Origin of the sequence: Nonomuraea sp. NPDC050556, assembly GCF_044457355.1 — a bacterium.
Lineage (GTDB): Bacteria > Actinomycetota > Actinomycetes > Streptosporangiales > Streptosporangiaceae > Nonomuraea.
On the sequence record NZ_JBITGU010000004.1, the window covers coordinates 395,502 to 416,177 of the forward strand.

Genomic DNA, 20,676 nt, shown 5'->3' on the forward strand with positions numbered 1-20,676 from the left:
ATGGCCAGCATGGACATCTCGCTCAAGGAGATGATGGCGATCGACGGCTCGATCGGTGCGGCGATCGTCGACTACGGCAGCGGCATGGCGCTCGGCTCGCTCGGCGGCTCCAAGGAGCTCGACCTGCAGGTGGCGGCGGCGGGCAACACCGAGGTGATGAAGGCCAAGCTCCGCACGATGGAGTCGCTCGGTCTCAAGGACGGCATCGAGGACATCCTCATCTCGCTCAGCTCGCAGTACCACCTCATCAGGCCCATCACCGGCAGGAGCGGCAAGGGCCTGTTCGTCTACCTCGCGCTCGACCGGGGGCGCGCCAACCTGGCGCTGGCCCGCCACCAGCTGCGCGTGATCGAGGAGAAGCTGGAGGTCTAGGCCGAGGTGAGCTCGGTGATCGCGCCGGTGATCTGCTTCCAGAGCTGGCGCGGAAGGTCGTGGCCCATTCCCGGGAACGTCAGCAACCTGGCCCCGGGGATGGCCTCGGCGGTCGCGATCCCGCCGGGCAGCTGGACCAGCCTGTCGGCCTCGCCGTGGATGACGAGCGCCGGCACGTCCAGCTGCCTCAGCTGGTCCGTACGGTCACCCGAGGCGATGATCGCGACGAGCTGCCTGGCCGTACCCGCCGGGTCGTAGGCGCGGTCGTAGGAGAGCCCGGCGATCCTGGCCACGCGCTCGCGGTCCATCTCGAAGCCCGGGGAGCCGATGATCCCCCACAGCTCGAAGGAGCGCTCGACCGCTGTCGCCCGGTCGGGGGCGGGCGGCATCAGCAGCGCGGCGCCCGCCTCGGGGCTCGGGGCGCCGATGTCGGGGCCGGGGGTGGACATGATCGAGGTGAGCGTGAGGGTGCGCTCGGGGTATTCGATCGCGAACGTCTGGGCGATCATCCCGCCCATGGAGGCGCCGACGATGTGGGCGGACGGCCAGCCGAGGTGGTCCATGAGTCCTGCGGCGTCGGCGGCGAGGTCCTTGAGCAGGTAGGCGGCCTGCGGGTGGCCACCGAGCGCGGCGGCGAGGTCGGGCGGGCCCGCCTCGTGCAGGTGGGTGGACAGGCCCACGTCCCGGTTGTCGAACCGCACGACGTGGTGTCCCTGGTCGGCGAGGAGCTGGCAGAGCTCGTCGTCCCAGAAGATCATCTGTGCGCCGAGGCCCATGATGAGCAGCATGGGTTTGTCTTCCGGGGACCCGAAGGACTCGTAGCAGAGCTGGAGGCCGTTGACGCTCGCGAACTCGGTCATGCCAAATAGAATGACATTCTAATCGCCCAGAGAAAAGCCCCACCCGCAACCCCCGGGTAGCGCGCCCGCAGCGCGGGCAGTGCGCGGGATGACCGTAGTGTCTCGGCCACCCGGGGGGTACATGGGCCTTCCGAGCTAAGGGCGCGCACCCCAGGGCGCCGCGTCGGCGGGTCGGGGTACGGCGGAGCCCGGCGCCTTGTACGGCGGGCACCGGGCAACGAGCGGTGGATCAGCGCCTGACGAGAGCGGAGGTCCGCCCGCAACCCCCGGGTAGCGCGAGGATGACCGTAGTGTCTCGGCCAACCGGGGGGTACATGGGCCTTCCGAGCTAAGGGCGCGCACCCCAAGGCGCCGCGTCGGCGGGTCGGGGTACGGCGGAGCCCGGCGCCCTGTACGGCGGGCACCGGGCTACGAGCGTGGGATCAGCGCTTGACGAGAGCGGAGATCCGCCCCCGAGCCAGGAACAGCCCACCGCCGAGCAGCGCGAGACCACCCAGGATGGCGACACCACCGATGGTGTTCGACTCCGTGGCGTCCGACTTCACGGCCATCGCCTGAACGTCGATCGGCTTAGGCGCAGCGGCAGGAGCAGCGGCCTCGACCGGAGCCGCCTTCTTCGCAGGCTCGGCCTTCTTCACCGGAGCCTTGGCGGCGAGGACCGGCGGCTTGGCGGGGTTGCTGTCCTTACGCGCCCAAGCACCCGTGGAGAACGCCACCGGGTGGTTCTTCTTGCCCACCCCGTTGCCCCACTTGGTGATGACGTACTCCACCTTCGCGTGCCCCTCGCCACCGACACCGTCCACACCCAGCGTGCCGCTGTTGAACGTGCCACCCAGCAGGTAGGCGAACGTCTTGGCGTCGAGGTCGAGCATGACCCCGTTGTTCGACGGGTTGCCAGGACCCCGGTCGCCGACGAAGAACGGCGCCTTCTTGCCCTTGTAGACCACGTACCCCTCGGTGAACAGCGGCCAGCTCGGGCTGGCGGCCATCCCCTTCTGCATCGGCTTGCCGCTGGCGGGCAGGCCCGTGTCACCGGCGCGGCCGGAGGAGTCGTCCCAGTAGTACGAGGCGGTGGTGGACCCCTTGAGCAGGACGGGCTTCTCGTTCTGCTGGGCGACGGGGGTCATCTCGACGTCGGCGTGGGCGGCGGCTGCGCCTGCTCCGGCGATGAGGCCGGCGACAGCGAGCATGGTGAACGTGCGCATGGCGAAGCGGGGAGTCATGAAGAAGAAAGGTCCTTTGTGCGGGGACGGGGAAAGTCGCGCTCAAGAAGGCGCGTAGCCGGGCAGAAGGGCCAGACGGTCGCTACGCGAAAGAGCGGGAGAAAAAGATCAGTACCCGGGGGCCGTTACGGCACGAAAGGGGGAAGGGGCGTGGAAACGCATAAGTTCGTGGTCCTCTCCATCGCGCCTACCGGGTTAGCTGACGGGTTCGGGCGTGGAGATGCCCTACCGACCTGGGGAGGTCGGATTCACCCCAAGGGACGTGGGTCCCCGGCTCCCGCGTTCGCGGGATTCGGCGCCAGCCGGCTGCCTCTTCCTGGTGAAGGGCCAGGTCACCGGCTGGTAACGCTTAGGACTGTAGGCACAAAGCGGGACAAAAGCAAAACTAAACCCATGAAAACCCCAGAAGATCTACCTTGGTGTCCCATGAATCAGTAGTGCCTATCAACCACGAAAGCCCTGCACAGCCCCGGATTTCGCACATTTCCCGCCGCTTGTCGATCTCGGGGCGAATGTCACGCCAATCACAGGGCGGGGGCCCGAAATGGATCTACCTTCCCCTGGCGGAATGCACACCCCTGGAGAAGGAGATCGTCAAAGGCCCGATGAAGGTCGGCAACGAGAGGAAAGCCGCGCCATGGAGCCGCATGGAGGGCGCGGGGCCCGAGAGGGCGCGAGTAGCGGGAGGTGGGGGCGCTGGGGCCGCAGGAGAGCCCGAGTCGCAGAAGGTGGGGGCGCTGGGGGCCTGGGAGACCTGGGGCCGGGAGGTCGGGGATCGCGGGTGGCGCGCCAAAGGGGCGAGTGGAGCGACGCGGGGGTGCGGGGGAACTCACGGGAGGTCGCGGGTCTCACGGGGAGATCGCGGGCGTCGCTGGGGGTCGCGCCAAGGGTCGCGAAGAGGTGGGGGTCGCGAGGAGGTGGGGACAAAGAAGGGGGTACGGCTGGGCCGTACCCCCTGGAGGATTAACCGCCGCTCTTGCGGCGGAAGGTGCGCTTGCCACCAGCAGGACCGTGCGTGCCGTGGATCTTCGAGGGGTCCTTGCCCCTGCCACCGGCCGCCGCTTCGGCGTGCTGGTTCTTCTTCAGCTCCAGCGCCTCGCGGAACTTGCGCTTCATCTCGTCCTCTGAGACTTCGGCGTCTTGCGTGTTGTCCGGCTCCGCCGGGGTGTCAGCCATGAGGACCTCCTGGTGTTGGGGACAACCCACAGCTTCGCACGACTGCCCACACAGCGCGAAACCGGGCCCGTTCAGACCAGGGCTTCCAGCTTCTGCTCCACCGGTACGGCCCGCGTCAGCCGACCCCCAGGCAGCCCGGTGAGGGCCAGGAACGCGATCAGAGCCCCGGCGACGCCCAGCCACGGGATGACGGTCGCCGCAGCCGAGGCGTGCGCCGCCTGCAGACCGTGGAGCGGCGCCTCCGTGGTGACCACCGAGCCATAAGCGGTCCCTGCGATGGCGAGCGCCACCGAGCCGCCGATCTGCCGGAAGAAGGTCAGGTTGGCGGTAGCCGTACCGATGAACTGCGGCGGGACGGACTGCTGGATCGCCACGGTCAGCCCGGACAACATCGGCCCCATGCCCAGCCCGATCAGCGCCATCCACCCGGCCAGCGCCAGCGGCGCGGTGTCGAGCGACAGGTTCACGCACAGCAGCGTCCCGGCGATCAGCAGCACAGGGGCCCCGAGCAGGAACGGCTTGAACAGACCGGTCCGCGACATCAGCGCGCCCATGATCACGCTGCCCGCGACCATGGCCAGCGTGAGCGGGTAGATGCGCAGACCCGAGCTCGTCGCGCTGACCCCGAGCGCCTCCTGGAAGTAACGCGGCAGGAAGACGACCCCGGCGAACATGCAGAAAGCGGTGAAGAACGAGACCACGTTGACCAGCGTGTAGCTGCGGTTGGCGAACAGGTGCATCGGCATGATCGGGTCGGCCACCCGCCGCTCGATCAGCACGAACGCCGCGAGCAGCACCAGCGACCCGATGATCGGCCCGGCGACGGTCAGCGTGGTCCAGGTGTTGTCGCCGATGCCCTTGTTGGTCAGCCCGACGAGCAACGCGCAGATCGCCACGGCGAAGACGGCGATGCCCAGGTAGTCGGGCCGCCCGCCGCCGGTGCCCTTGCGGAACGGCAGGCGCATGACGATGATCGCGGTCAGGATGATGCCGAGCGGCACGTTCACGTAGAAGGCCCAGCGCCAGCTCGCGTAGTCGGTGAACAGGCCGCCGAGGAACGGGCCGGCCACGAAGCTCAGCGCCATCACGCCACCGAGCGCGCCCTGCACCCTGGCGCTCTTGTCCGGCGGGAACAGCTCGATCACCAGCGCCATCGACAGCGGCATCAACGCCCCGGCCCCGAGGCCCTGCAAACCGCGGAAGGCGATGAGCTGGGTCATGTCCTGACTCAGCCCGCACAACGCGGAGCCGATCACGAACACCACCACGCCGATCAGCAGCAGGCGCTTCCTGCCGTACTGGTCGGACAGCCTGCCGTACAGCGGGACGGTCACCGTCGAGGTCAGCAGGTAGGAGGTCACGACCCAGGTGTAGAGGTCGGTGCCGCCCAGCTCAGAGGTGATCTTGGGCAGCGCGGTGCCGACGATCGTCTGGTCGAGCATCGCGAGGAACATGCCGCCAAGGACGGCCAGCAGGAGCAGGCCGTTCCCCTTTTTCTTTATGTCAGTAGTCACAGGTAGAGATTGATATGTAAGCTCTGACATGTCAATACCTTTGTAGGATGGGAATCATGTCCTTGCGGATCGCGCTCCTCGGCCTGCTCACCACCGCAGGCGCAGCCAGTGGCTACGACCTGACCAAGAAGTTCGGGGTGTCGATCAACCACGTCTGGCAGGCGCAACACAGCCAGATCTATCCGGAGCTGGTGAAGATGGAGGCCGACGGGCTCATCACCGTGCTGGAGGAAGGGGCGCGCGGGCGCAAGATCTACGCGATCACCGAGGACGGGTCGCGGACGCTCCGCGAGTGGATGCTCGACTTCCACCCGACGGCGCCGCCCAGGAGCGAGACGGCGCTGCACACGTTCCTGCTACCGCTACTGGAGACCGACGAGGCCATCGAGGCGGTGACCAGGCTCAGGGAACACTTCGCCACGCGCCTGGCGCAGCTGGAGTCGATCCCGCCGGCGCCCGAGGGGTACCGGTTCGGGCAGTTCGCCCTGCAGCTCGGCCTCGCGCAGTCGCGGGCGTGCCTGGAATGGGCGGACGGCGTGATCGATCAGCTGAAGGCCAGCAGCCGGTAGACGGGCTCCGGCCTGGGCTTGTCCTGGTCGGGCAGCGCTTCGAGCGCGTCGAGCAGGCTCTGTCCCGCAGTGAAGGAGTAGCGGCCCGCCTTGAGGTCGGCGACGACCTTGGCCGGGGTCCTCGTCTGGCCGTGCCCGGTGAAGGCGGCCTCGCCCGACGGGCGCAGGCCGTGTGCCGCGGCCAGCTCGGCGATCAGCCCCGCTTCGTCGGTGGCCTCTCTGTACGGCGCGAGCAGCGGGTCGAGGTCGTCGGCGTACGAGGCGGACTTGGCGACCGTGGTGACGAGGACGCCGCCGGGGCGCAGCACCCTGGCGCACTCGGCGACGATCGGCGCGGCGTCCTGGACCAGGTGCAGGAGCCAGATGAGGCTCACCGCGTCCACGCTCGCGTCAGGCAGCGGCAACCTGCGGGAGTCACCGACCGCGACGAGCACCCGGCCCGACGCCATCCTGGCCATCCCGTGCGACGCGTCGATCCCGAGCACCCGCAGCCCGCTCCTGGCCAGCTCCCTGCTCACCAGCCCGGTCCCACACGCCACATCCACCAGCGTGCCGCCGGGCACCAGCGAGCGCACCGCGTCGGCGGCAGCGCGCGCTCGGGGCAGCCCGCCGCGCGTCTCGTCGTAGCTGTCCGCCTCGGCGTCGTAGTCAAGCATCCTGAACCCACCCGTGCAGCCCGAACGTCTTTCCGTCAAGGATCTCGCGTACGGCCCGCGCCGTGTAGTCCACCGTGTCCGCGGGCAGCGCGCCGAGCGGGTGCCAGGCGAGCTCCGAGCACTTGTCCGGCTCCGCGTTGTACGGTTCCCCGGCCCAGCTCTCCGCCACGAAGAAGAACCCCACCCGCTCGGGGGCGCGGTGGTCCACGTGCGCGAACCTGAGGTCGGTGAGCTCGACGCCGACCTCCTCACGCGCCTCGCGGACCGCGCACTCGGTGACCGACTCGCCCTCCTCCAGGTGCCCGGCGGGCAGTTGCCACTGGCCGTCGGCGTACCCGGTGTTCCTGCGCCTGCCCAGCAGCACGTTCCCGTCGCGGACCAGCAGCACGTGCACGTCGGTGATCGTCCTGAAGCGCGCCTGCTTCACCTGGTGCGGCGCGCGGGTCCCGCGCCGGTCGACGGCCTGGATCCATTTCACCGCGACGGCCGCCACCTGGACCAGCTCGGTGCGCAGCCGGTCCTGGTCCTCCTCGGCGAACGCCTCAAGGACCTCCTCGTGCAGGATGTGCCGCCAGGTGTGGGCCTCGTCGTCCTTGGCCCTTTCGAGCTCCAGCTTGGCCGCGTCGGCTTCCGCCGTACGGGCTGTGGACGTGCCGTCGGGGCGCTCCTGGATGCCCCACATGACGTCCTGGGCCACGCGTTCGGCCGTCACGTCGGCCAGCACCTTCGCCAGCGAGCCTGGCATCCCGTAATCTCCGTCGGCAGTCACCGCTCCACGGTAGTGGCCGTCGTGACGGCGAACAGGCCGACCCTCTCCATCCGGCTGAGCACGTCGACGAAGCCCGCCGCCCGCGCCCACGCGTGCGCCTGCTCGGCGCTCCTGCACTCCATGATCCACGGGTCGCCGTCGCGGTTGGGCAGGACGTTGGCGATGAACTCCAGCTGCGGGTGACGCGTCTGGGTGGTGAAGACGAGCACGCCGTCGTCGGCGAGCAGGTCGCGCAGCCTGGCGACGGACTTGGCGATCAGCTCCTGGTCGAGGATCAGCTCGTAGAGTCCCGACACCACGATGATGTCGGCGGGGCGGTCGAGCGGGGCCGGGTCGAAGGCGTCGCCCCGCTCGTAGCGGATGTTGGTCAGGCCGCGCCCGTGCGCCTGCGCCGCGCCCAGGCGCAGGCCGTCCTCGGCCAGGTCGCGGCAGACGACCTCGATCTCCGGCTGCTCCTTGGCGAGGTCCTGGAGGTAGCGTCCCGGTCCGGCCGCGACGTCGAGCACCAGCGCGCGGCCCGCCCTGGCGGAGACCTCGTCCCTGAGCACGTTGTGCAGCAGGTCGCGCCTGGCCCTGATGGCCCGCCAGCCGACCGCGTTCAGGTAGGCGCGGTCGATGAGCTTGCCGACGCCGAGCAGGCCGTGCGACTCGTTGACGTAGACGTAGTCGAGCATGGTGCCGCTGTCGAACCCGTGGCGGTAGCCGATGCGGATCCCCCGGCTCAGCCGTCCCGCGGTACGCATCAGCAACCGCATGAGAGCCCACTTCATGAAATATCTCCTTCGATCAGGTGTTGTGCGGTTTCGAGGTCGTGGACGGGTGGCTTGAACCGGACCAGGACGCGCCCGCGCCGCACCCGGCCGTGCACGGGCAGGACGTCGCGGGTGCCGTGGATGGCGACGGGCACGAGCGGCACGCCCGCCTTGCCGGCGATGCGCGCGGCGCCGGAGTGGAAGTCGCCGACCGCGCCGTCCCGCGACCGCGTGCCCTCGGGATAGACGACGACCACCCGTCCCCGCTCCAGGAGATGTACGGCGTGCGCCAGGTCGGCGGTGCCGCCGCCGCCCCGCCGCACGGGGAAGCCCGCGACGAGGGCGCGGCAGACGAGCGAGCGCCACGGCCCGGCGAACCAGTAGTCGGCGGCGGCCGCCACCATCGGGCGGCGGCGGGCGGGGAGGGCGGCGAGCAGGGCGGCGGTGTCGGCGTGGGAGGAGTGGTTGGCGACGACCACGCACGGGCCCTGCGGGAGCGGCCCTTCCACGGCGAACCCGCCGTTGGCTTTGAAGATCGCGCGCCACAGGCAGCGCCTGGCCAGGGAACCGATCATGGGAGCACCACCGCCACGGCGAGGGCCAGCAGGAGGGAGTCGACGCGGTCGAGGAGGCCGCCGAAGCCGGGGAGCCACGTGCCCGCGTCCTTCACGCCGGCGCCGCGCTTGACCATCGACTCCAGCAGGTCGCCGAGGGGGGCTCCGACGGCTACGGCGAGCGCCAGGGCTGGGGTGAGGGCGCCGAGCAGGGCCAGCACCGCGAGGCCGCCAGCGGCGCCGCCGAGCACACCGCCCCAGGTCTTGGCGGGCGAGAGCCGGGACAGGGGCGGGCCGCCGACGAGCTTGCCGCCGCACCAGGCGCAGACGTCGGCGACGGCCACGGCCAGGCAGAGGGCGAAGGCGGTCGGCGGGCCGAGCAGCGCCAGCCCGGCCAGCGGGGCGAACCACACGAGCCCGAACACCCCGAACGCCGCCCTCCGCGCGCCGTCCTCGACATCACCGGACAGGACGGGCGCGAGAACGACCGCGAAGGCACAGAGAACCAGCAGAACCCGCACGACCCCGCTGTCGACGAGAACAGCCGGCGGCAGGAGGGCGGCCACCGCGACCATGGCGAGCCCCTGGGAAAGGCGAAGCCGTACCAGGCGGGTGTATTCGAGGGCACAGATCGCACCCAGAAGGCTTGCCAACCCTGCGGCACCGGCCGAGCCGAGCAGGAGTGCGCACGTCACGAGGGGTGCCGCGACGGCCCAGGTGCTCCAGCGGCGCAGCAGCTCGCGCTGCCGTGAGCGCCACACGGCCAACCCGCTCACCCCGAGCGCGCCCGCGAGGTAGGGAGCCGTGTCGAGGATCATGGCCGCACGACCCGGAGGTCAGGCGAGGGGTCCCGAAGCGAGGCGCGCAGCCGGGCCAGCCGTACCACCGCGGTCAGCAGGGAACCAAGGGCGAGCACCAGGAGCCACGCCGACCAGCCCGTCAGCGCGAACCCCACCAGCAGGACGCAACGCTCGGTCTTGCCGACAGGACCGCCCTGCACGCGCCCCGCCCCCGCGGCGGCGCCTGCCAGGGCGGCCCACGACGGCAGCGTCGCGGCCAGCGCCGCACCCGCCACCAGCGCGGGAGACGCGATCGCCAGGCACCCGGCCAGCGCCGCGTACTCGGCCAGCCGGTCCCCCAGCTCGTTGACCACGAAGCCGAACCTGCTGCGCCGCCCGCTCTCGCGGGCCACCCCGCCGTCGAGGTTCGCGCACGCCAGCCGGGCGGCCAGCGCGGCGGCCACCCCCAGCGCGGCCGGCGGTCCAGGGGCGGCGAACCAGAGGACCGCGCCCGCCGCCGCCCCGAAGCCGATCCCGGCGAGGGTGATGGTCCCTGGTCGCACGCCGCGCGTGACGAGCAGCCTGCGCACTCCGCCCAGCCGGGCGGCGTACCAGGGCTTGAGTGTGTAGAGGCCGTTCATGGGGTCCAGCGTCGGGCCGGGGGACCCCTCGACACATGGGGCGTTAAGCGCAATTCGCCCTAGGTACCGCTACTTACGACTCAGCCGTGCGAGCGCCGCTGGGGAGATCCTGACCAGCGCCGCTCCCCCTGAGCCCAGCAGCGCGGCGGCGCTCGCCAGCAGCAGCGCGCCCGTGACGGCCGTGAGATCGGCGGGCGCGCGCCCCTGGAGCGCCTGCAACACCGCGACCAGCACGATCCCGGCGTACCCGGCGGCCGCCATGACGACGATGCGGAGCCTGGCGCCCGCGTTCCACGAGGTCAGCGCCAGGAGGGCGGCCAGGATCGGCAGCACCTGCAACGCGTGCAGGGTCACCGCGTGCGGCACCTTGAGCTGCCCGGCCGCGCCGAAGATCGACAGGTCCGTGGCCTCGGGCGGCAGCCCGATCACGCGCCCGTTGGCGATCAGCGCGCCGCCCGCGAACTGGCTGAGTACGAGGATCGCCAGCCCGGCCCTGATGGCCAGCCGCATCTCGGGCGGCGCGTCCAGGCGGCGGTAGGCGAGATACGTGATCGCGACGATCGGCGGGATCAGCCCGAGGAAGGCGGTCACCGCCAGGACCGCGGAGATCGTGGCGTCCGCGGGGGTGGCGAAGTTGAGGTGGGACGGCACGCCGCGCCATTTCTGCGCCGCGATCAGCGCGACCTCGATCAGGCTGGCGACGGCCAGCGGGCCGAGGATCCAGCGCTCCTGGCGCGGCGTCAGCCGTACCCGGCCGGAGACCCACACCAGGGTGGCCAGCGTGAGCCCGAAGGAGAAGCCGAACAGGATGGGTTTGCGCCACGACACCGGCCCCGACCAGCCGCCGTCGTCGACGAGATAGACGGTGCCGTGGAACACCGAGCTGGCCAGGAGCAGCGCCGCGATGCCGTAAGCGAACCTCTTCATGGGCCCAGTCTGGGACGGCGCCTCCCGCCGCGAATCCTCCGGCGGGAGGCGCCGCCGCTACAACCCTCGGACTATTTCGTAGACCGCGAAGTTGCCCCACTGGAGGTTGGCCTCTCCCGCCGGGCACCAGGAGGGTGGGTGGGTCAGGCGTTGGTGAGGTGGGGGAGGGCGGTTAGGAGGGTCTGGGTGTAGGGGTGTTGGGGGAGGAAGAACAGGTCGTCCACGTTGCCCTCCTCCACCACCCGGCCGTCCTTCATCACCAGCACCCGGTCGCTCACGTGGTGCACCACACCCAGGTCGTGGGAGATGAACAGCAACGCCAGCCCCTTCGCCGCCTGGAGCTCCGCCAACAGGTCCAACACCTGGGCCTGGATCGAGACGTCCAGCGCGGACACTGGCTCGTCGCAGATCAGGACCGATGGGCGGGGGCCCAGGGCGCGGGCTATCGCTACCCGCTGGCGTTGGCCGCCGGACAGCGAGCGGGGATGGCGGCTCGCCATCGATGGGTCCAGGCCTACCCTCTCCAAGAGCTCCCTGGTCCGGGCAGCCGGTTGGGCGATGAGTTTGGCTACGGTGTGGCGGGGGTCGAAGGAGTCCAGCGGGTTCTGGGTGATCAGTTGGATGGCGGATCGCCGCGGTCGGCGTTGGCGTTCATGAAGGACGCTCCAAGGGGAGTTGTGGAGCTCCACCGAGCCGCGCTGGGGCTGGAGCAAAGCCAGGGCGAGTCTCGCCACCGTCGTCTTGCCTGAGCCGGATTCGCCGACAATGCCGAGCGTCTCGCCCCTGTGGAGGGTGAAGGACACGTCGTCCACCACCTGGCGTGAGCCGTAAGAGAAGGACAGGTTCGTCGCGGTCAGGGCTGGAGTGTCCCAAGAGATCGTTCTGGTGGGGAGGGGGGCTCTCAGCGGGGTGCCGCCGCTGGCCACGGCGGACAGCCGGGTGCCTCGGGAGGCGGCCGAGGGGATGGCGGCCAGCAGGGTGCGGGTGTACGGGTGGGTGGGGGTGCCCAGCACCTCCTCAGTTGGGCCTTCCTCCACTATCTGGCCGTCCTTCATGACCAGGATCCGGTCGGCGATCGAGGCGACGACCGCCAGGTCGTGGCTGATGATGAGCAACGCCGTACCCAACGCCTTCCGCGCCGCCAGCAACGACAGCACCTGCGCCTGCACCGTGACGTCGAGCGCGGTCGTCGGCTCGTCGGCGATGATCAGGCGGGGGTCGGCGGCGATGGCCGAGGCGATCAACGCGCGCTGCCGCAACCCGCCCGAGAGCTGGTGGGCGTGCTGCCGCGCCCTGACCGACGGTTCCGGGATGCCCACCGACTCCAGCAGCGGGATGACCTTCTCGCGCCCGGCCCATCCGACCTCGGCGCCCACCGTGCGCAGCGGGTCGAGGGAGACCAGGGCGTCCTGCAGGACCAGACCGGCGAAGCGGCCGCGCAGCTTGCGCCAGTCACGACCGGTGAAGCCCAGGACGGATTGCCCGTCCAGGGCAAGAGTGGAGGCGGTGACCGTACCGCCCGACAGGCCCAGCAGGGTTCTGGCGGTCACGCTCTTGCCCGACCCCGACTCCCCCACCACGGCCACGCACTCGCCAGCGCCGACCGTGAACGAGATGCCGCGCACCGCCTCCTCGGCGCCGAAGGAGACGCGCAGGTCCGCGACCTCGACGAGCGTCATGACGTTCTCCCTTCGAAGCGGCGCTGCAGGCGCCGGCCGATCACGGTCAGGCACACCACGGTCGCGATGATCGCCACCGCCGGGAACAACGCCTCCCACCAGGCGATCCGCAGGTAGTTACGGGCCTCAGAGAGCATCGCGCCCCACTCCGCGGCGGGCGGCTGGGGTCCCATGCCGAGGAAGCTGAGGCCGGAGGCGGCGATGACGGCCTGGCCGAGCCCGATGGTGGCCAGGACGGGGATCGGGCCGAGCACGTTGGGCAGCACGTGCCTGACGGTGATCCGCGCCCCGGACAACCCGGCGGTGACGGCCTGCTCGACGTATCCGGCGCGCCGTACGACGAAGGTCTGGGCCCTGGTCACCCTGGCGTAGTTGGGGATCTGGGCCAGGCCGATGGCGGCGATCATGTTCCAGGTGCCTGGGCCGGTGACGGCGATGACGAGCAGCGCGAGCAGCAGCTCGGGAAAGGTGGACAAGACATCAAAGGAACGGGCGAGCGTCTCGTCGAGCCAGCGCGGCGACAGCCCGGCCGCCAGCCCGAGCAAAACGCCCACCCCGACGCCCGCCAATGTCGCGAAAAATCCGATCATGAGGGAGTGGCGGGCGCCGAACACCACCCTGGACAGCAGGTCGCGGCCCAGATGGTCGGTGCCGAACCAGTGCGCGGCACTGGGCGACTCCAACGCCCTGAGCGGATCGGCGGCCAGCGGATCGGTGGAGGTCAACACTCCTGGTACGGCTACCGCCGCCACGATCAGCGCCAGGACCACCCAGCGCATCAGGCGCTCCTCAACCGCGGATCGATGACACGGTAGACGAGGTCGAGCAGCGTGCTGATGCCCACGTAGACGGCCGCGGACAGGATCACCACGGCCATGACGACCGGCATGTCGCGCCCGGTGACGGCGTTCATGGCGACCTGCCCGAGCCCCGGACGGCCGAACAGCGCCTCGGTGATGACCGCGCCGCCGAGCAGCGTCCCGGCGAACCAGCCGGTCAGCGTCACGGCGGGCAGCAGGGCGTGCCTGAGCGCGTGCCTGGCCACCACCGCCCGCTCGCTGAGCCCGCGCGAGCGCGCGGTGAGCGCGAACGGCTGCTCCAGCGCCCGTTCGAGCCCCTGACGCAGCACCTGGCCGAGCACCCCGGCGATGGGCAGGCCGAGCGCGAGCGCGGGCAGCACGAGCGAGGCGACACCGCGGTCCCCGGAGACGGGGAACCAGCCGAGCGTGAAGGAGAAGACGCTGAGCAGCAGCATCCCGATGACGAACGGCGGCACGGAGACCGACACCAGCTCGGCGCTCTGCGCCAGCCACGACCGCCGACCGGCGGTGACCAGCGCGAGGACGACGGCGAGCAGCACCCCGGCCGCCGCGGCGGCGAGCGTCAGCTGCACGGTGGGCCAGATCTGGGAGGACAGGATCTCGCCCACCCCGCGCTGCAACTGGTAGGAGCGGCCCAGGTCGCCGCGGACCAGCCTGCCCAGGTAGGAGAGGTACTGCACGATCTCCGGCCGGTCGAGCCCCCACTCGGCGACGATCTGCGCCCTGATCTGCGGGGTGTCGAGCCCGTCGCCGACGAGGATGTCGACGGTGTCGCCAGGGGCGAGCAGGAGTGCGACGTAGGAGGAGGTGGCGGCCACCCAGAGGACGGCCAGGCCGGTCGCGATCCGCCTCATGTGCCGATCCGCACGTCGTAGGCGCCGCGCGGGGTGCCGGTGACCGGGTCGAAGCCGAGGCCCTGCACGGTCTTGGACGCGGCGATCTGGTCGGCGGGCACGTAGGCGGGCAGCACGATCGCCTCGTCGGCCACCACGACCTGCTGCACCTTGGCGTAGAGGGCCTTCCGCTCCTCAGGCGAGGAGCTGGCGGCTGCCTCGCGCAGCCACTTCTCCACCTCGGCGCTCTTGAAGTGGCTGCGGTTGATGGCCGCCTTCTCCGGCAGGATCAGGTTCAGCGCCGCGCCCACGTCGGAGTCGCCGCGCGAGTTGCCGAACAGCTCGTACTCGCCCGCGTCGAGCGCCTTCTGCGCCGCGCCCTGGTCGAGCAGCTTGACCTGAAGGTCGATGCCGGCGCTCTGCTTGACCTGGGCCTGGATGGCCTGGGACAGGATGTCCCTGCGGTCCCTGACGAACGGCGCAGAGGCGACCTCGCGCACGGTCAGCCGCTTGCCGTCCTTCACCCGGAAGCCCTCGGCGTCGCGCTGGTTCCATCCGGCGGCGTCGAGCAGCGCGTTGGCCTTGGCCGCGTCGCCGCCGTAGGTCTTCTCCAGGGTGGCGTCGTAGAACGGGCTCGACTTGCCGACCAGGCTCCACGCCCTGACGGCCGTGCCCTGGTAGATCGAGGCGAGCACCTTGTCGAGGTCGACGGCCTCGCGGAAGGCCTGCCGTACCCGGAGGTCGTCGAAGGGGGCGTGCGAGATGTTGAAGTAGTAGGTGTAGGCGGTGCCCGAGTTGAGCGCGGTCTGGAAGGTCAGGCCGGGGTCCTTCTTGATCAGGTTCACCTCGGTGGCCGGGACGCCCTCGATGACCTGCACCTGGCCGGACGTGAGCGCGCCCACCCGCACCGCCGCCTCGGGCAGGAACCGGTAGGTGATCTCCGACAGGTGCGCCGGCCCCTGGTGCCCGGCCCCGGCCGGAGCCCAGTTGTAGGCCGGGTTGCGCTTGTAGTGGACCTCCTGCCCCTGCACGTACCTGTCCAGGATGAACGGTCCCGTCCCGACCAGGTCGACGCCACCCGCCTTGAGGTTCTTGGCCGTCTTGAGGGACTTCGGGGAAACCTGTCCCGCGTACGGCGAGGCCAGGAAGTCGAGGAACAACCCGTCCGGCTCCTTGAGCACGATCTTCACCGTGGTCGGCGACACCACCTCGGCCCGGTCGAAGGCGTGCAGCTGGATCGCGGCGACCACCGGGTTGTAGGCGGGCACGAGGAACTGGTCGAGGTTGGCCTTCACCGCGGCGGCGTCGAACCTGGTGCCGTCGTGGAAGGTGACGTCGTCACGCAGCTGGAAGGTGTAGGTGAGCTTGTCGTCGGAGATCGTCCACGACTTGGCCAGCCAGGGCTCGAAAGCGCCGTCCTTCCCCCTGGCGACCAGCGCGTCGAACTGGTTGAACACCAGCAGCCTGGCCTTGTTCTGCGCCCAGAGCTGCGGGTTGAACGTGACCGGCTGCGTCTCGACCGCCCAGGTGAGCGCGGTGTTCTCGACGGGACCCGCCGCCTGCGCGCCGCAGGCGGTCACCGCCAGGGCGGTGGCGGCGAGCAGTGGTGCCAACCTCACGACTGTCCTTTCCATGCCTCGGCGAGCAGTTCGTAGGAGCGCACCCGGTCGGCGTGCTCGTGGGTGATGGTGGTGACGAGCAGCTCGTCGGCCCCGGTGACCCGCTGGAGGGTGCGCAGCCGTTCGAGGACGGTGTCCGGCGAGCCGGTGAACTGGGTGTCGATCCGGTCGGCGACCAGCTCGCGGTCCCAGTCGAGCGCCTCGGCCTCCTGCGGCGAGGGGAAGCGCATGGCGCCCGCGCCGGTGCGGATGCTGTGCACCCACGGCCCGTACGGCGAGGCCAGCCGCCGCGCCGTCGCGTCGTCCTCCGCGACCACCACGTCGGCGGACACGATCACGTACGGCTCGGCGAGCTGGGGCGACGGCTTGAACGCGGCGCGGTAGCCGTCCACCGCCTCCAGGACCGTGGCTGGGCTGACGTGGTAGTTGGCGGCGAACGGCAGGCCGCGCTCCCCCGCCACCTCGGCGCTCTGGCCGCCGCTGCTGCCCAGGATCCACAACTCGACGTCCGCACCCTCACCGGGTACGGCGTGCGCTTGATGCGTTCCCGCGATCAGCGCCTGGATGTCGTCCACGACGTCGGCGAAGTCGGGGCTCTCCGCGCCGGGCTGCTGGAGCAGTTCGCTATAAAGCCGGAAAAGTGGTGACCGGGCGATGGCGGCGAAGGAGAACGGCTTGGGGATCAGCAGCCCGTCCACGACCCGCTCTTCCGCGGGAGCGGCCTCCAGCGGCTCCTTGAGAAGCTCCTTCCGCCGCTGCCCCGACCTGCCGAGACCCAGGTCGATGCGGCCCGGGTGGAGCGCGTCGATGAGGCCGAACTGCTCCACGATGGCCAGCGGCGTCTGGTGCCCGACCTGCACGGCGCCGGACCCGACCCGGATCGTGGAGGTGGCCTGGGCGATCAGTCCGATGAGTACGGCAGGCGCCGCGCTGGCCACGCCGGGGGCGAAGTGATGTTCCGCCACCCAGTACCGCCGATACCCCGATTTTTCGGCTTTTACTGCGAGGTCGAGGGTGTTGCGGAGCGCCTCGCCTGCCGTACTGCCCGAGGAGATGGGCGCCAGGTCCAGGATCGACAGGGCGGTCATGAGACCTCCCCCAAAGGCCTGAGCACCGGGGCGATGTCGCTCTGGAACAGTTCCAGCGTCTCGATGTGCTCCTCAGGTGTGAGCCCCTCCCGGTCGGCGGTGATGTGCATATAGGAGTGCCCGAACCGCTCGTGGTAGCGGTGGACCTTCTCGATGATCTGCTGCGGGCTGCCGACGAGGATGGAGCTGCGCTCGATGGCGTCCTCCAGCGTGGGGAAGACCGGGACGATGCCGACCTTCTTGAACAACGCCAGCCGCGCCTCGTAGATCGGGCGGTAGGTCTCCACGGCGTCCTGCGACCGCTTGGCGCCGTAGTAACCGGCCGTGCCCGCGCCGACCAGCGCGTTCTCGTGGCCGTGGAAGGCCAGGCGCTCGCGGTAGTAGTCGATCAGCTCGGCGTAGGGCTCGATGGGGTTGGTGACGTTGGCGGAGAAGAGCGGGTCACCGTACTTCGCCGCCAGGTCGACGGACTCCTTGCTGGTGGCGCTCCCGTGCCAGACGCGGATCGGCTGCTGGAGCGGGCGCGGCCAGGTCTCCGCCTCGTCGAGCGAGGGCCGGAACGACCCCTTCCAAGTGACCTTGTCCTCCCGCCACAGGCGTCTGAACAGCTCGTAGCCCTCGCGGTTGCGCTCCCACTGGTCCTCAGGCGTGACGTGGAAGAGCTGGGCCTGGGCCGCGCCGTTCCCCTTGCCGATGATCAGCTCCAGGCGCCCGCCGGACAGGTGGTCGAGGGTGGCGTAGTCCTCGAACGCGCGGACCGGGTCGAGCAGGCTGAGCGTGGTGACGGCGGTGAACAGGCGGATCGTGCTGGTCTTCGCGGCGATGTGGCTGAGCACGACCGGCGGAGAGGAGGAGATGAACGGGCGCTCGTGCCGCTCCCCCACGCCATAGCCGTCGAAGCCCAGCTCCTCGGCGAGCACGGCGTTGTCGACGACCTCGCGGAACCGGTCCGTGGTGCTCTGGGCGCCGTCATGCACGATCAACGTGATAGCCAGAAATTTCATGACACCTCCGCGTAGCGGCTGGCGGGGCGCGGCAGGCCGAGCAGCCCCCGCAGGGTGGTGGCCTCGTAGGCGGTGCGGAACAGGCCCCTGTCCCGCAGTTCCGCTGCCAGCTCGACGGCGTCGGCCACGGGCAGCAGGAACCCGTCGATGCCCGCCTGGTGCCAGTCGACGACCGTCTCCACGTCGGTCGCGCCCAGCGCGAAGACCCTGGTGCCCGCGTCGGCGAGCTCCCAGGCGTGCGCGGTGTCCCTGGGCGTGACGAGGACGACGTCCGCCTCCACGCCGAGACCCGCGTCGGCGACCACGACCGGCTGGCCCTGCGGCGGGCGCGGCGTGATCGAGGGCCCCTTCACCGAGAACCAGCGGCCCTCGAAGTCGATGTAGTGGAGCTTGTCCCTGTCGACGAACCGGCCCGTCGGGACGTCGCGGATCTCGGCGTCGTCCTCCCAGGAGTCCCAGAGCCTGCGCGCGACCTCGACGGCGTCGGCCGCCTCCAGCTCCAGGTCCGTCAGGTCGGTCCTCCTGCCGAAGAGTCGCGCTTCCTCGCCGCTCGGGGAGGTCGCCACCCGCCATCCCGCGCGCCCCTTGCTGACGTGGTCGAGCGTGGCGATGCCGATCCCCACGTGGAACGGCTCGGTATGGGTGGTCGTGACGGTCGGGACCAGCCCGACGCGGGTGGTGCGGGTGGCCGCGTGCGCGGCGACCAGCACCCCGTCGTACGGCTCGGCCGGGAAGGTCACGAAGTCGAGCAGCGCCCGCTCGGCCTCCAGCACCTGCGCGACGCCTTCCACGGCTCCTGCCAGATGGATCATGGTTTCACTCCCAGGTGCTCGCGCAGGGTCGTGCCGGTGTACTCGGTGCGGAACACGCCGCGCTCGCGCAGCAGCGGCACCACCCGGTCGACGAAGTCGTCCAGCCCGCCCGGCGTCAGGTGCGGCACGAGGATGAACCCGTCGGCCGCCTCCGCCTGCACGAACGCGTCGATCTGCGCCGCGACCGTGGCGGGCGAGCCGACGAACGACTGCCGGCCGGTCATCTCGATGACCAGGTCGCGGATGCTCAGCCCCTTCTCCTCGGCGACCGCGCGCCACCTGGCGACCACGGCCAGCCGGTTGGCCTCCTGCACCCGGCCCTCAGACACCCCGCCGCCCGGCTCCACATCAGGTAACGGACCTTCAGCGTCGTAGGCCGACATGTCACGACCCCAGATCTGCTCCAGGTACGCGATCGCCGTCTGCGGGCCGACCTGCTGCCGCCGGATCACGGCCGCGTTCTCCGCGGCCTCCTCGTCGGTGTCGCCCAGCGCGAACGTGACCCCCGGCATGATCTTCAGCTCGTCGTGGTCGCGCCCGTAGGCGGCGAGCCTGCGCTTGACGTCGGCGTAGAACGCCTTGCCCTCCTCCAGCGTGCCGTGCCTGCTGAAGATGACGTCGGCGGTCCTGGCCGCGAACTCCCTGCCCTCGTCGGAGTCGCCCGCCTGGATGATCACCGGGCGGCTCGGCGGGACGCTGGAGCGCCCCTCGACGTCGAAGTGCCTGCCCTGGTGCCTGACGTCCGTGGAGCTCCAGAACGTGCGGGCCAGCCGTACGAACTCCTCTGCCCTGGTGTAGCGGTCGGCGCGGTCGAGGTAGCCGCCCCGGCGGAAGTTCTCGCCGGTGAAGGCGTCCGAGGTGGTCACCACGTTCCATGCCGCCCTGCCCCCGCTCAGGTGGTCGAGCGTGGCCAGGCGGCGGGCCAGCTCGTAGGGCTCGTTGAAGGTGGCGTTGACCGTTCCGGCCAGGCCGAGCCGCTCGGTGACCCCGGCGAGCGCGGCCAGCACGGTGAGCGCCTCCGGGCGGCCGACCACGTCGAGGTCGTGGATGCGGCCCTTGAGCTCGCGCAGCCGCAGGCCCTCCGCCAGGAAGAAGAAGTCGAACGTGCCGCGCTCGGCGGTCCTGGCCAGGTGGACGAAGGAGTCGACGTCGATCTGGCTGCCCGAGCGCGGGTCGGCCCAGACGGTGGTGTTGTTGACGCCGGGGAAGTGCGCGGCGAGGTGGACCTGCCTGCTCATGCCGGTGTGGTTTCGCGGAAGGCGGGCAGTTCGTGGAGGGCGCGCGTGTAGGCGAGCAGGTGCGGATACGGTTCCAGCCGCTCGACCGGCGTGCGCACCAGCGTCACCCACAACCGCACGTCCGACTCGGTGAGCGCGTCGCCGAACAGGTACCTGCTGTCGGCCAGCCGCTTGTCGTAGGGCTCGAACCGGCCGTCGCCCCGGTTGACGTCGTGCAGGATCTCCTCGTTGAGCGCGTCGATCTCGGACCGTCGATCTTCGGGATAGAGGTCGACCGACGGGTCGGACCACTGCCGGAACGCGGTGTTCAGGTCGAGCGTGATGTCCGGGTAGTTGTTGCTCACCACCCGGTGCGTCTTCCTGTCCCACAGCACCGGCACCGAGATGTGGCCGGGATATCCGGGCTCGGTGGCGTCGTAGGCCTGCCTGAGCAGGGTGAAGCCGTTGACCGGGTCCTCGCCCCTGCGCTCGCGGAACGCCCATCCGCGCGCGTCGCGCTCGTCGTCGACGTACGACAGGGAGATCACGTCGTCCAGGCCGTTGAGCTTGCGGACGATCGCGGCGCGGTGGGCCCAGGGGCAGGCCCAGGCTATGTAGAGGTGGTAGCGGCCGGGCTCGGCGAGGTATCCGCTGGAGCCGTCCGCTGTCACGCGGTCCTGGAAGGGGTAGATCGGCTGGGCCGCGTAGACGCCGTGGATCTCGGTGTCTGCGGGGGTCGCGAAGGCGGGCATGGGTTATCCTCTCCCTAATACCTACATAAAAAGTAGGAAATAGGGGGATGGATGTCAAT

The 20,676-nt window shown here is 70.5% G+C and carries 22 protein-coding genes and 1 riboswitch; of the genes, 2 read left to right on the forward strand and 20 right to left on the reverse strand.

Annotation, left to right across the window (positions count from 1 at the left end; all coding sequences use genetic code 11):
* Complete coding sequence (locus tag ACIBG8_RS38970) at positions 1-372, forward strand: hypothetical protein (protein ID WP_397348229.1); 372 nt, start codon at positions 1-3, stop codon at positions 370-372.
* Here ACIBG8_RS38970 and ACIBG8_RS38975 read toward each other — a convergent pair.
* The 4 genes from ACIBG8_RS38975 to ACIBG8_RS38990 form a co-directional block, all read right to left on the reverse strand.
* Entirely contained in the window at positions 369-1,232 is an 864-nt protein-coding gene (locus tag ACIBG8_RS38975) for an alpha/beta fold hydrolase (RefSeq protein ID WP_397348230.1), read from the reverse strand. The two genes, ACIBG8_RS38970 and ACIBG8_RS38975, sit on opposite strands and share 4 nt — an antisense overlap.
* A 422-nt stretch (positions 1,233-1,654) precedes the next feature.
* A complete protein-coding gene (locus ACIBG8_RS38980; protein WP_397348231.1) occupies positions 1,655-2,455 on the reverse strand; it encodes a hypothetical protein in 801 nt (266 codons plus the stop codon).
* 169 nt (positions 2,456-2,624) lie between these two features.
* A riboswitch (cyclic di-AMP (ydaO/yuaA leader) is annotated at positions 2,625-2,763 on the reverse strand.
* Positions 2,764-3,418: 655 nt separating this feature from the next.
* A complete protein-coding gene (locus ACIBG8_RS38985) occupies positions 3,419-3,631 on the reverse strand; it encodes a DUF5302 domain-containing protein (RefSeq protein ID WP_397348232.1) in 213 nt (70 codons plus the stop codon).
* A gap of 71 nt (positions 3,632-3,702) precedes the next feature.
* Complete coding sequence (locus ACIBG8_RS38990; protein ID WP_397348233.1) at positions 3,703-5,145, reverse strand: MDR family MFS transporter; 1,443 nt, start codon at positions 5,143-5,145, stop codon at positions 3,703-3,705.
* A gap of 56 nt (positions 5,146-5,201) precedes the next feature.
* Here ACIBG8_RS38990 and ACIBG8_RS38995 point away from each other — a divergent pair, with 56 nt between their 5' ends.
* On the forward strand, positions 5,202-5,714 hold the full coding sequence (locus ACIBG8_RS38995) for a PadR family transcriptional regulator (RefSeq protein ID WP_397348234.1): 513 nt from the start codon (positions 5,202-5,204) through the stop codon (positions 5,712-5,714).
* On the opposite strand, the gene ACIBG8_RS39000 is transcribed toward ACIBG8_RS38995, so the two are convergent.
* From ACIBG8_RS39000 to ACIBG8_RS39075, 16 genes are all read right to left on the reverse strand, one after another.
* Positions 5,690-6,370: a methyltransferase domain-containing protein gene (locus ACIBG8_RS39000; RefSeq protein ID WP_397348235.1), complete on the reverse strand. Its 681-nt coding sequence runs from the start codon at positions 6,368-6,370 to the stop codon at positions 5,690-5,692. The genes ACIBG8_RS38995 and ACIBG8_RS39000 overlap by 25 nt on opposite strands.
* Positions 6,363-7,139 (reverse strand): NUDIX domain-containing protein, encoded by a 777-nt coding sequence (locus ACIBG8_RS39005; protein ID WP_397348236.1) that lies wholly within the window; start codon positions 7,137-7,139, stop codon positions 6,363-6,365. Before ACIBG8_RS39005 ends, ACIBG8_RS39000 begins: the two co-directional genes overlap by 8 nt.
* Entirely contained in the window at positions 7,136-7,909 is a 774-nt protein-coding gene (locus ACIBG8_RS39010) for a class I SAM-dependent methyltransferase family protein (protein WP_397348237.1), read from the reverse strand. Before ACIBG8_RS39010 ends, ACIBG8_RS39005 begins: the two co-directional genes overlap by 4 nt.
* Positions 7,906-8,466, reverse strand: coding sequence for a lysophospholipid acyltransferase family protein (locus ACIBG8_RS39015; protein WP_397348238.1), 561 nt, complete (start codon positions 8,464-8,466; stop codon positions 7,906-7,908). The genes ACIBG8_RS39010 and ACIBG8_RS39015 overlap by 4 nt, the downstream gene beginning before the upstream one ends.
* Positions 8,463-9,263 (reverse strand): phosphatidate cytidylyltransferase, encoded by an 801-nt coding sequence (locus tag ACIBG8_RS39020; protein WP_397348239.1) that lies wholly within the window; start codon positions 9,261-9,263, stop codon positions 8,463-8,465. Before ACIBG8_RS39020 ends, ACIBG8_RS39015 begins: the two co-directional genes overlap by 4 nt.
* Positions 9,260-9,865: a phosphatidate cytidylyltransferase gene (locus ACIBG8_RS39025; RefSeq protein ID WP_397348240.1), complete on the reverse strand. Its 606-nt coding sequence runs from the start codon at positions 9,863-9,865 to the stop codon at positions 9,260-9,262. The genes ACIBG8_RS39020 and ACIBG8_RS39025 overlap by 4 nt, the downstream gene beginning before the upstream one ends.
* A gap of 69 nt (positions 9,866-9,934) precedes the next feature.
* Positions 9,935-10,792: a hypothetical protein gene (locus tag ACIBG8_RS39030; protein WP_397348241.1), complete on the reverse strand. Its 858-nt coding sequence runs from the start codon at positions 10,790-10,792 to the stop codon at positions 9,935-9,937.
* Positions 10,793-10,935: 143 nt separating this feature from the next.
* The gene (locus ACIBG8_RS39035) at positions 10,936-12,471 is read right to left on the reverse strand and encodes a dipeptide ABC transporter ATP-binding protein (RefSeq protein WP_397348242.1); all 1,536 of its coding nucleotides are present in this window, start codon (positions 12,469-12,471) and stop codon (positions 10,936-10,938) included.
* Positions 12,468-13,250: an ABC transporter permease gene (locus ACIBG8_RS39040; protein WP_397348243.1), complete on the reverse strand. Its 783-nt coding sequence runs from the start codon at positions 13,248-13,250 to the stop codon at positions 12,468-12,470. The genes ACIBG8_RS39035 and ACIBG8_RS39040 overlap by 4 nt, the downstream gene beginning before the upstream one ends.
* A complete protein-coding gene (locus ACIBG8_RS39045; protein WP_397348244.1) occupies positions 13,250-14,146 on the reverse strand; it encodes an ABC transporter permease in 897 nt (298 codons plus the stop codon). Before ACIBG8_RS39045 ends, ACIBG8_RS39040 begins: the two co-directional genes overlap by 1 nt.
* On the reverse strand, positions 14,143-15,744 hold the full coding sequence (locus ACIBG8_RS39050; protein WP_397348245.1) for an ABC transporter substrate-binding protein: 1,602 nt from the start codon (positions 15,742-15,744) through the stop codon (positions 14,143-14,145). Before ACIBG8_RS39050 ends, ACIBG8_RS39045 begins: the two co-directional genes overlap by 4 nt.
* Positions 15,741-16,832, reverse strand: a complete 1,092-nt coding sequence (locus tag ACIBG8_RS39055) for an LLM class flavin-dependent oxidoreductase (protein WP_397348246.1) — start codon at positions 16,830-16,832, stop codon at positions 15,741-15,743. Before ACIBG8_RS39055 ends, ACIBG8_RS39050 begins: the two co-directional genes overlap by 4 nt.
* A complete protein-coding gene (locus ACIBG8_RS39060; RefSeq protein ID WP_397348247.1) occupies positions 16,829-17,836 on the reverse strand; it encodes an LLM class flavin-dependent oxidoreductase in 1,008 nt (335 codons plus the stop codon). The genes ACIBG8_RS39055 and ACIBG8_RS39060 overlap by 4 nt, the downstream gene beginning before the upstream one ends.
* A complete protein-coding gene (locus ACIBG8_RS39065; protein ID WP_397348248.1) occupies positions 17,833-18,648 on the reverse strand; it encodes an LLM class flavin-dependent oxidoreductase in 816 nt (271 codons plus the stop codon). The genes ACIBG8_RS39060 and ACIBG8_RS39065 overlap by 4 nt, the downstream gene beginning before the upstream one ends.
* Positions 18,645-19,886, reverse strand: a complete 1,242-nt coding sequence (locus ACIBG8_RS39070) for an LLM class flavin-dependent oxidoreductase (RefSeq protein ID WP_397348249.1) — start codon at positions 19,884-19,886, stop codon at positions 18,645-18,647. The genes ACIBG8_RS39065 and ACIBG8_RS39070 overlap by 4 nt, the downstream gene beginning before the upstream one ends.
* Positions 19,883-20,617 carry a glutathione S-transferase C-terminal domain-containing protein gene (locus ACIBG8_RS39075; RefSeq protein WP_397348250.1) on the reverse strand — a complete coding sequence of 245 codons (735 nt, stop codon included), beginning with the start codon at positions 20,615-20,617 and terminating at the stop codon, positions 19,883-19,885. Before ACIBG8_RS39075 ends, ACIBG8_RS39070 begins: the two co-directional genes overlap by 4 nt.
* Positions 20,618-20,676: the final 59 nt, after the last annotated feature.

What these genes read in the sequence shown, in the direction of transcription:
- ACIBG8_RS38970 (WP_397348229.1), top strand. Translation starts at nt 1, where the DNA reads ATGGCCAGCATGGACATCTCGCTCAAGGAGATGATGGCGATCGACGGC.
- ACIBG8_RS38975 (WP_397348230.1), bottom strand. Translation starts at nt 1,232, where the DNA reads ATGACCGAGTTCGCGAGCGTCAACGGCCTCCAGCTCTGCTACGAGTCC.
- ACIBG8_RS38980 (WP_397348231.1), bottom strand. Translation starts at nt 2,455, where the DNA reads ATGACTCCCCGCTTCGCCATGCGCACGTTCACCATGCTCGCTGTCGCC.
- ACIBG8_RS38985 (WP_397348232.1), bottom strand. Translation starts at nt 3,631, where the DNA reads ATGGCTGACACCCCGGCGGAGCCGGACAACACGCAAGACGCCGAAGTC.
- ACIBG8_RS38995 (WP_397348234.1), top strand. Translation starts at nt 5,202, where the DNA reads ATGTCCTTGCGGATCGCGCTCCTCGGCCTGCTCACCACCGCAGGCGCA.
- ACIBG8_RS39000 (WP_397348235.1), bottom strand. Translation starts at nt 6,370, where the DNA reads ATGCTTGACTACGACGCCGAGGCGGACAGCTACGACGAGACGCGCGGC.
- ACIBG8_RS39010 (WP_397348237.1), bottom strand. Translation starts at nt 7,909, where the DNA reads ATGAAGTGGGCTCTCATGCGGTTGCTGATGCGTACCGCGGGACGGCTG.
- ACIBG8_RS39015 (WP_397348238.1), bottom strand. Translation starts at nt 8,466, where the DNA reads ATGATCGGTTCCCTGGCCAGGCGCTGCCTGTGGCGCGCGATCTTCAAA.
- ACIBG8_RS39020 (WP_397348239.1), bottom strand. Translation starts at nt 9,263, where the DNA reads ATGATCCTCGACACGGCTCCCTACCTCGCGGGCGCGCTCGGGGTGAGC.
- ACIBG8_RS39025 (WP_397348240.1), bottom strand. Translation starts at nt 9,865, where the DNA reads ATGAACGGCCTCTACACACTCAAGCCCTGGTACGCCGCCCGGCTGGGC.
- ACIBG8_RS39030 (WP_397348241.1), bottom strand. Translation starts at nt 10,792, where the DNA reads ATGAAGAGGTTCGCTTACGGCATCGCGGCGCTGCTCCTGGCCAGCTCG.
- ACIBG8_RS39035 (WP_397348242.1), bottom strand. Translation starts at nt 12,471, where the DNA reads ATGACGCTCGTCGAGGTCGCGGACCTGCGCGTCTCCTTCGGCGCCGAG.
- ACIBG8_RS39040 (WP_397348243.1), bottom strand. Translation starts at nt 13,250, where the DNA reads ATGCGCTGGGTGGTCCTGGCGCTGATCGTGGCGGCGGTAGCCGTACCA.
- ACIBG8_RS39045 (WP_397348244.1), bottom strand. Translation starts at nt 14,146, where the DNA reads ATGAGGCGGATCGCGACCGGCCTGGCCGTCCTCTGGGTGGCCGCCACC.
- ACIBG8_RS39055 (WP_397348246.1), bottom strand. Translation starts at nt 16,832, where the DNA reads ATGACCGCCCTGTCGATCCTGGACCTGGCGCCCATCTCCTCGGGCAGT.
- ACIBG8_RS39060 (WP_397348247.1), bottom strand. Translation starts at nt 17,836, where the DNA reads ATGAAATTTCTGGCTATCACGTTGATCGTGCATGACGGCGCCCAGAGC.
- ACIBG8_RS39065 (WP_397348248.1), bottom strand. Translation starts at nt 18,648, where the DNA reads ATGATCCATCTGGCAGGAGCCGTGGAAGGCGTCGCGCAGGTGCTGGAG.
- ACIBG8_RS39070 (WP_397348249.1), bottom strand. Translation starts at nt 19,886, where the DNA reads ATGAGCAGGCAGGTCCACCTCGCCGCGCACTTCCCCGGCGTCAACAAC.
- ACIBG8_RS39075 (WP_397348250.1), bottom strand. Translation starts at nt 20,617, where the DNA reads ATGCCCGCCTTCGCGACCCCCGCAGACACCGAGATCCACGGCGTCTAC.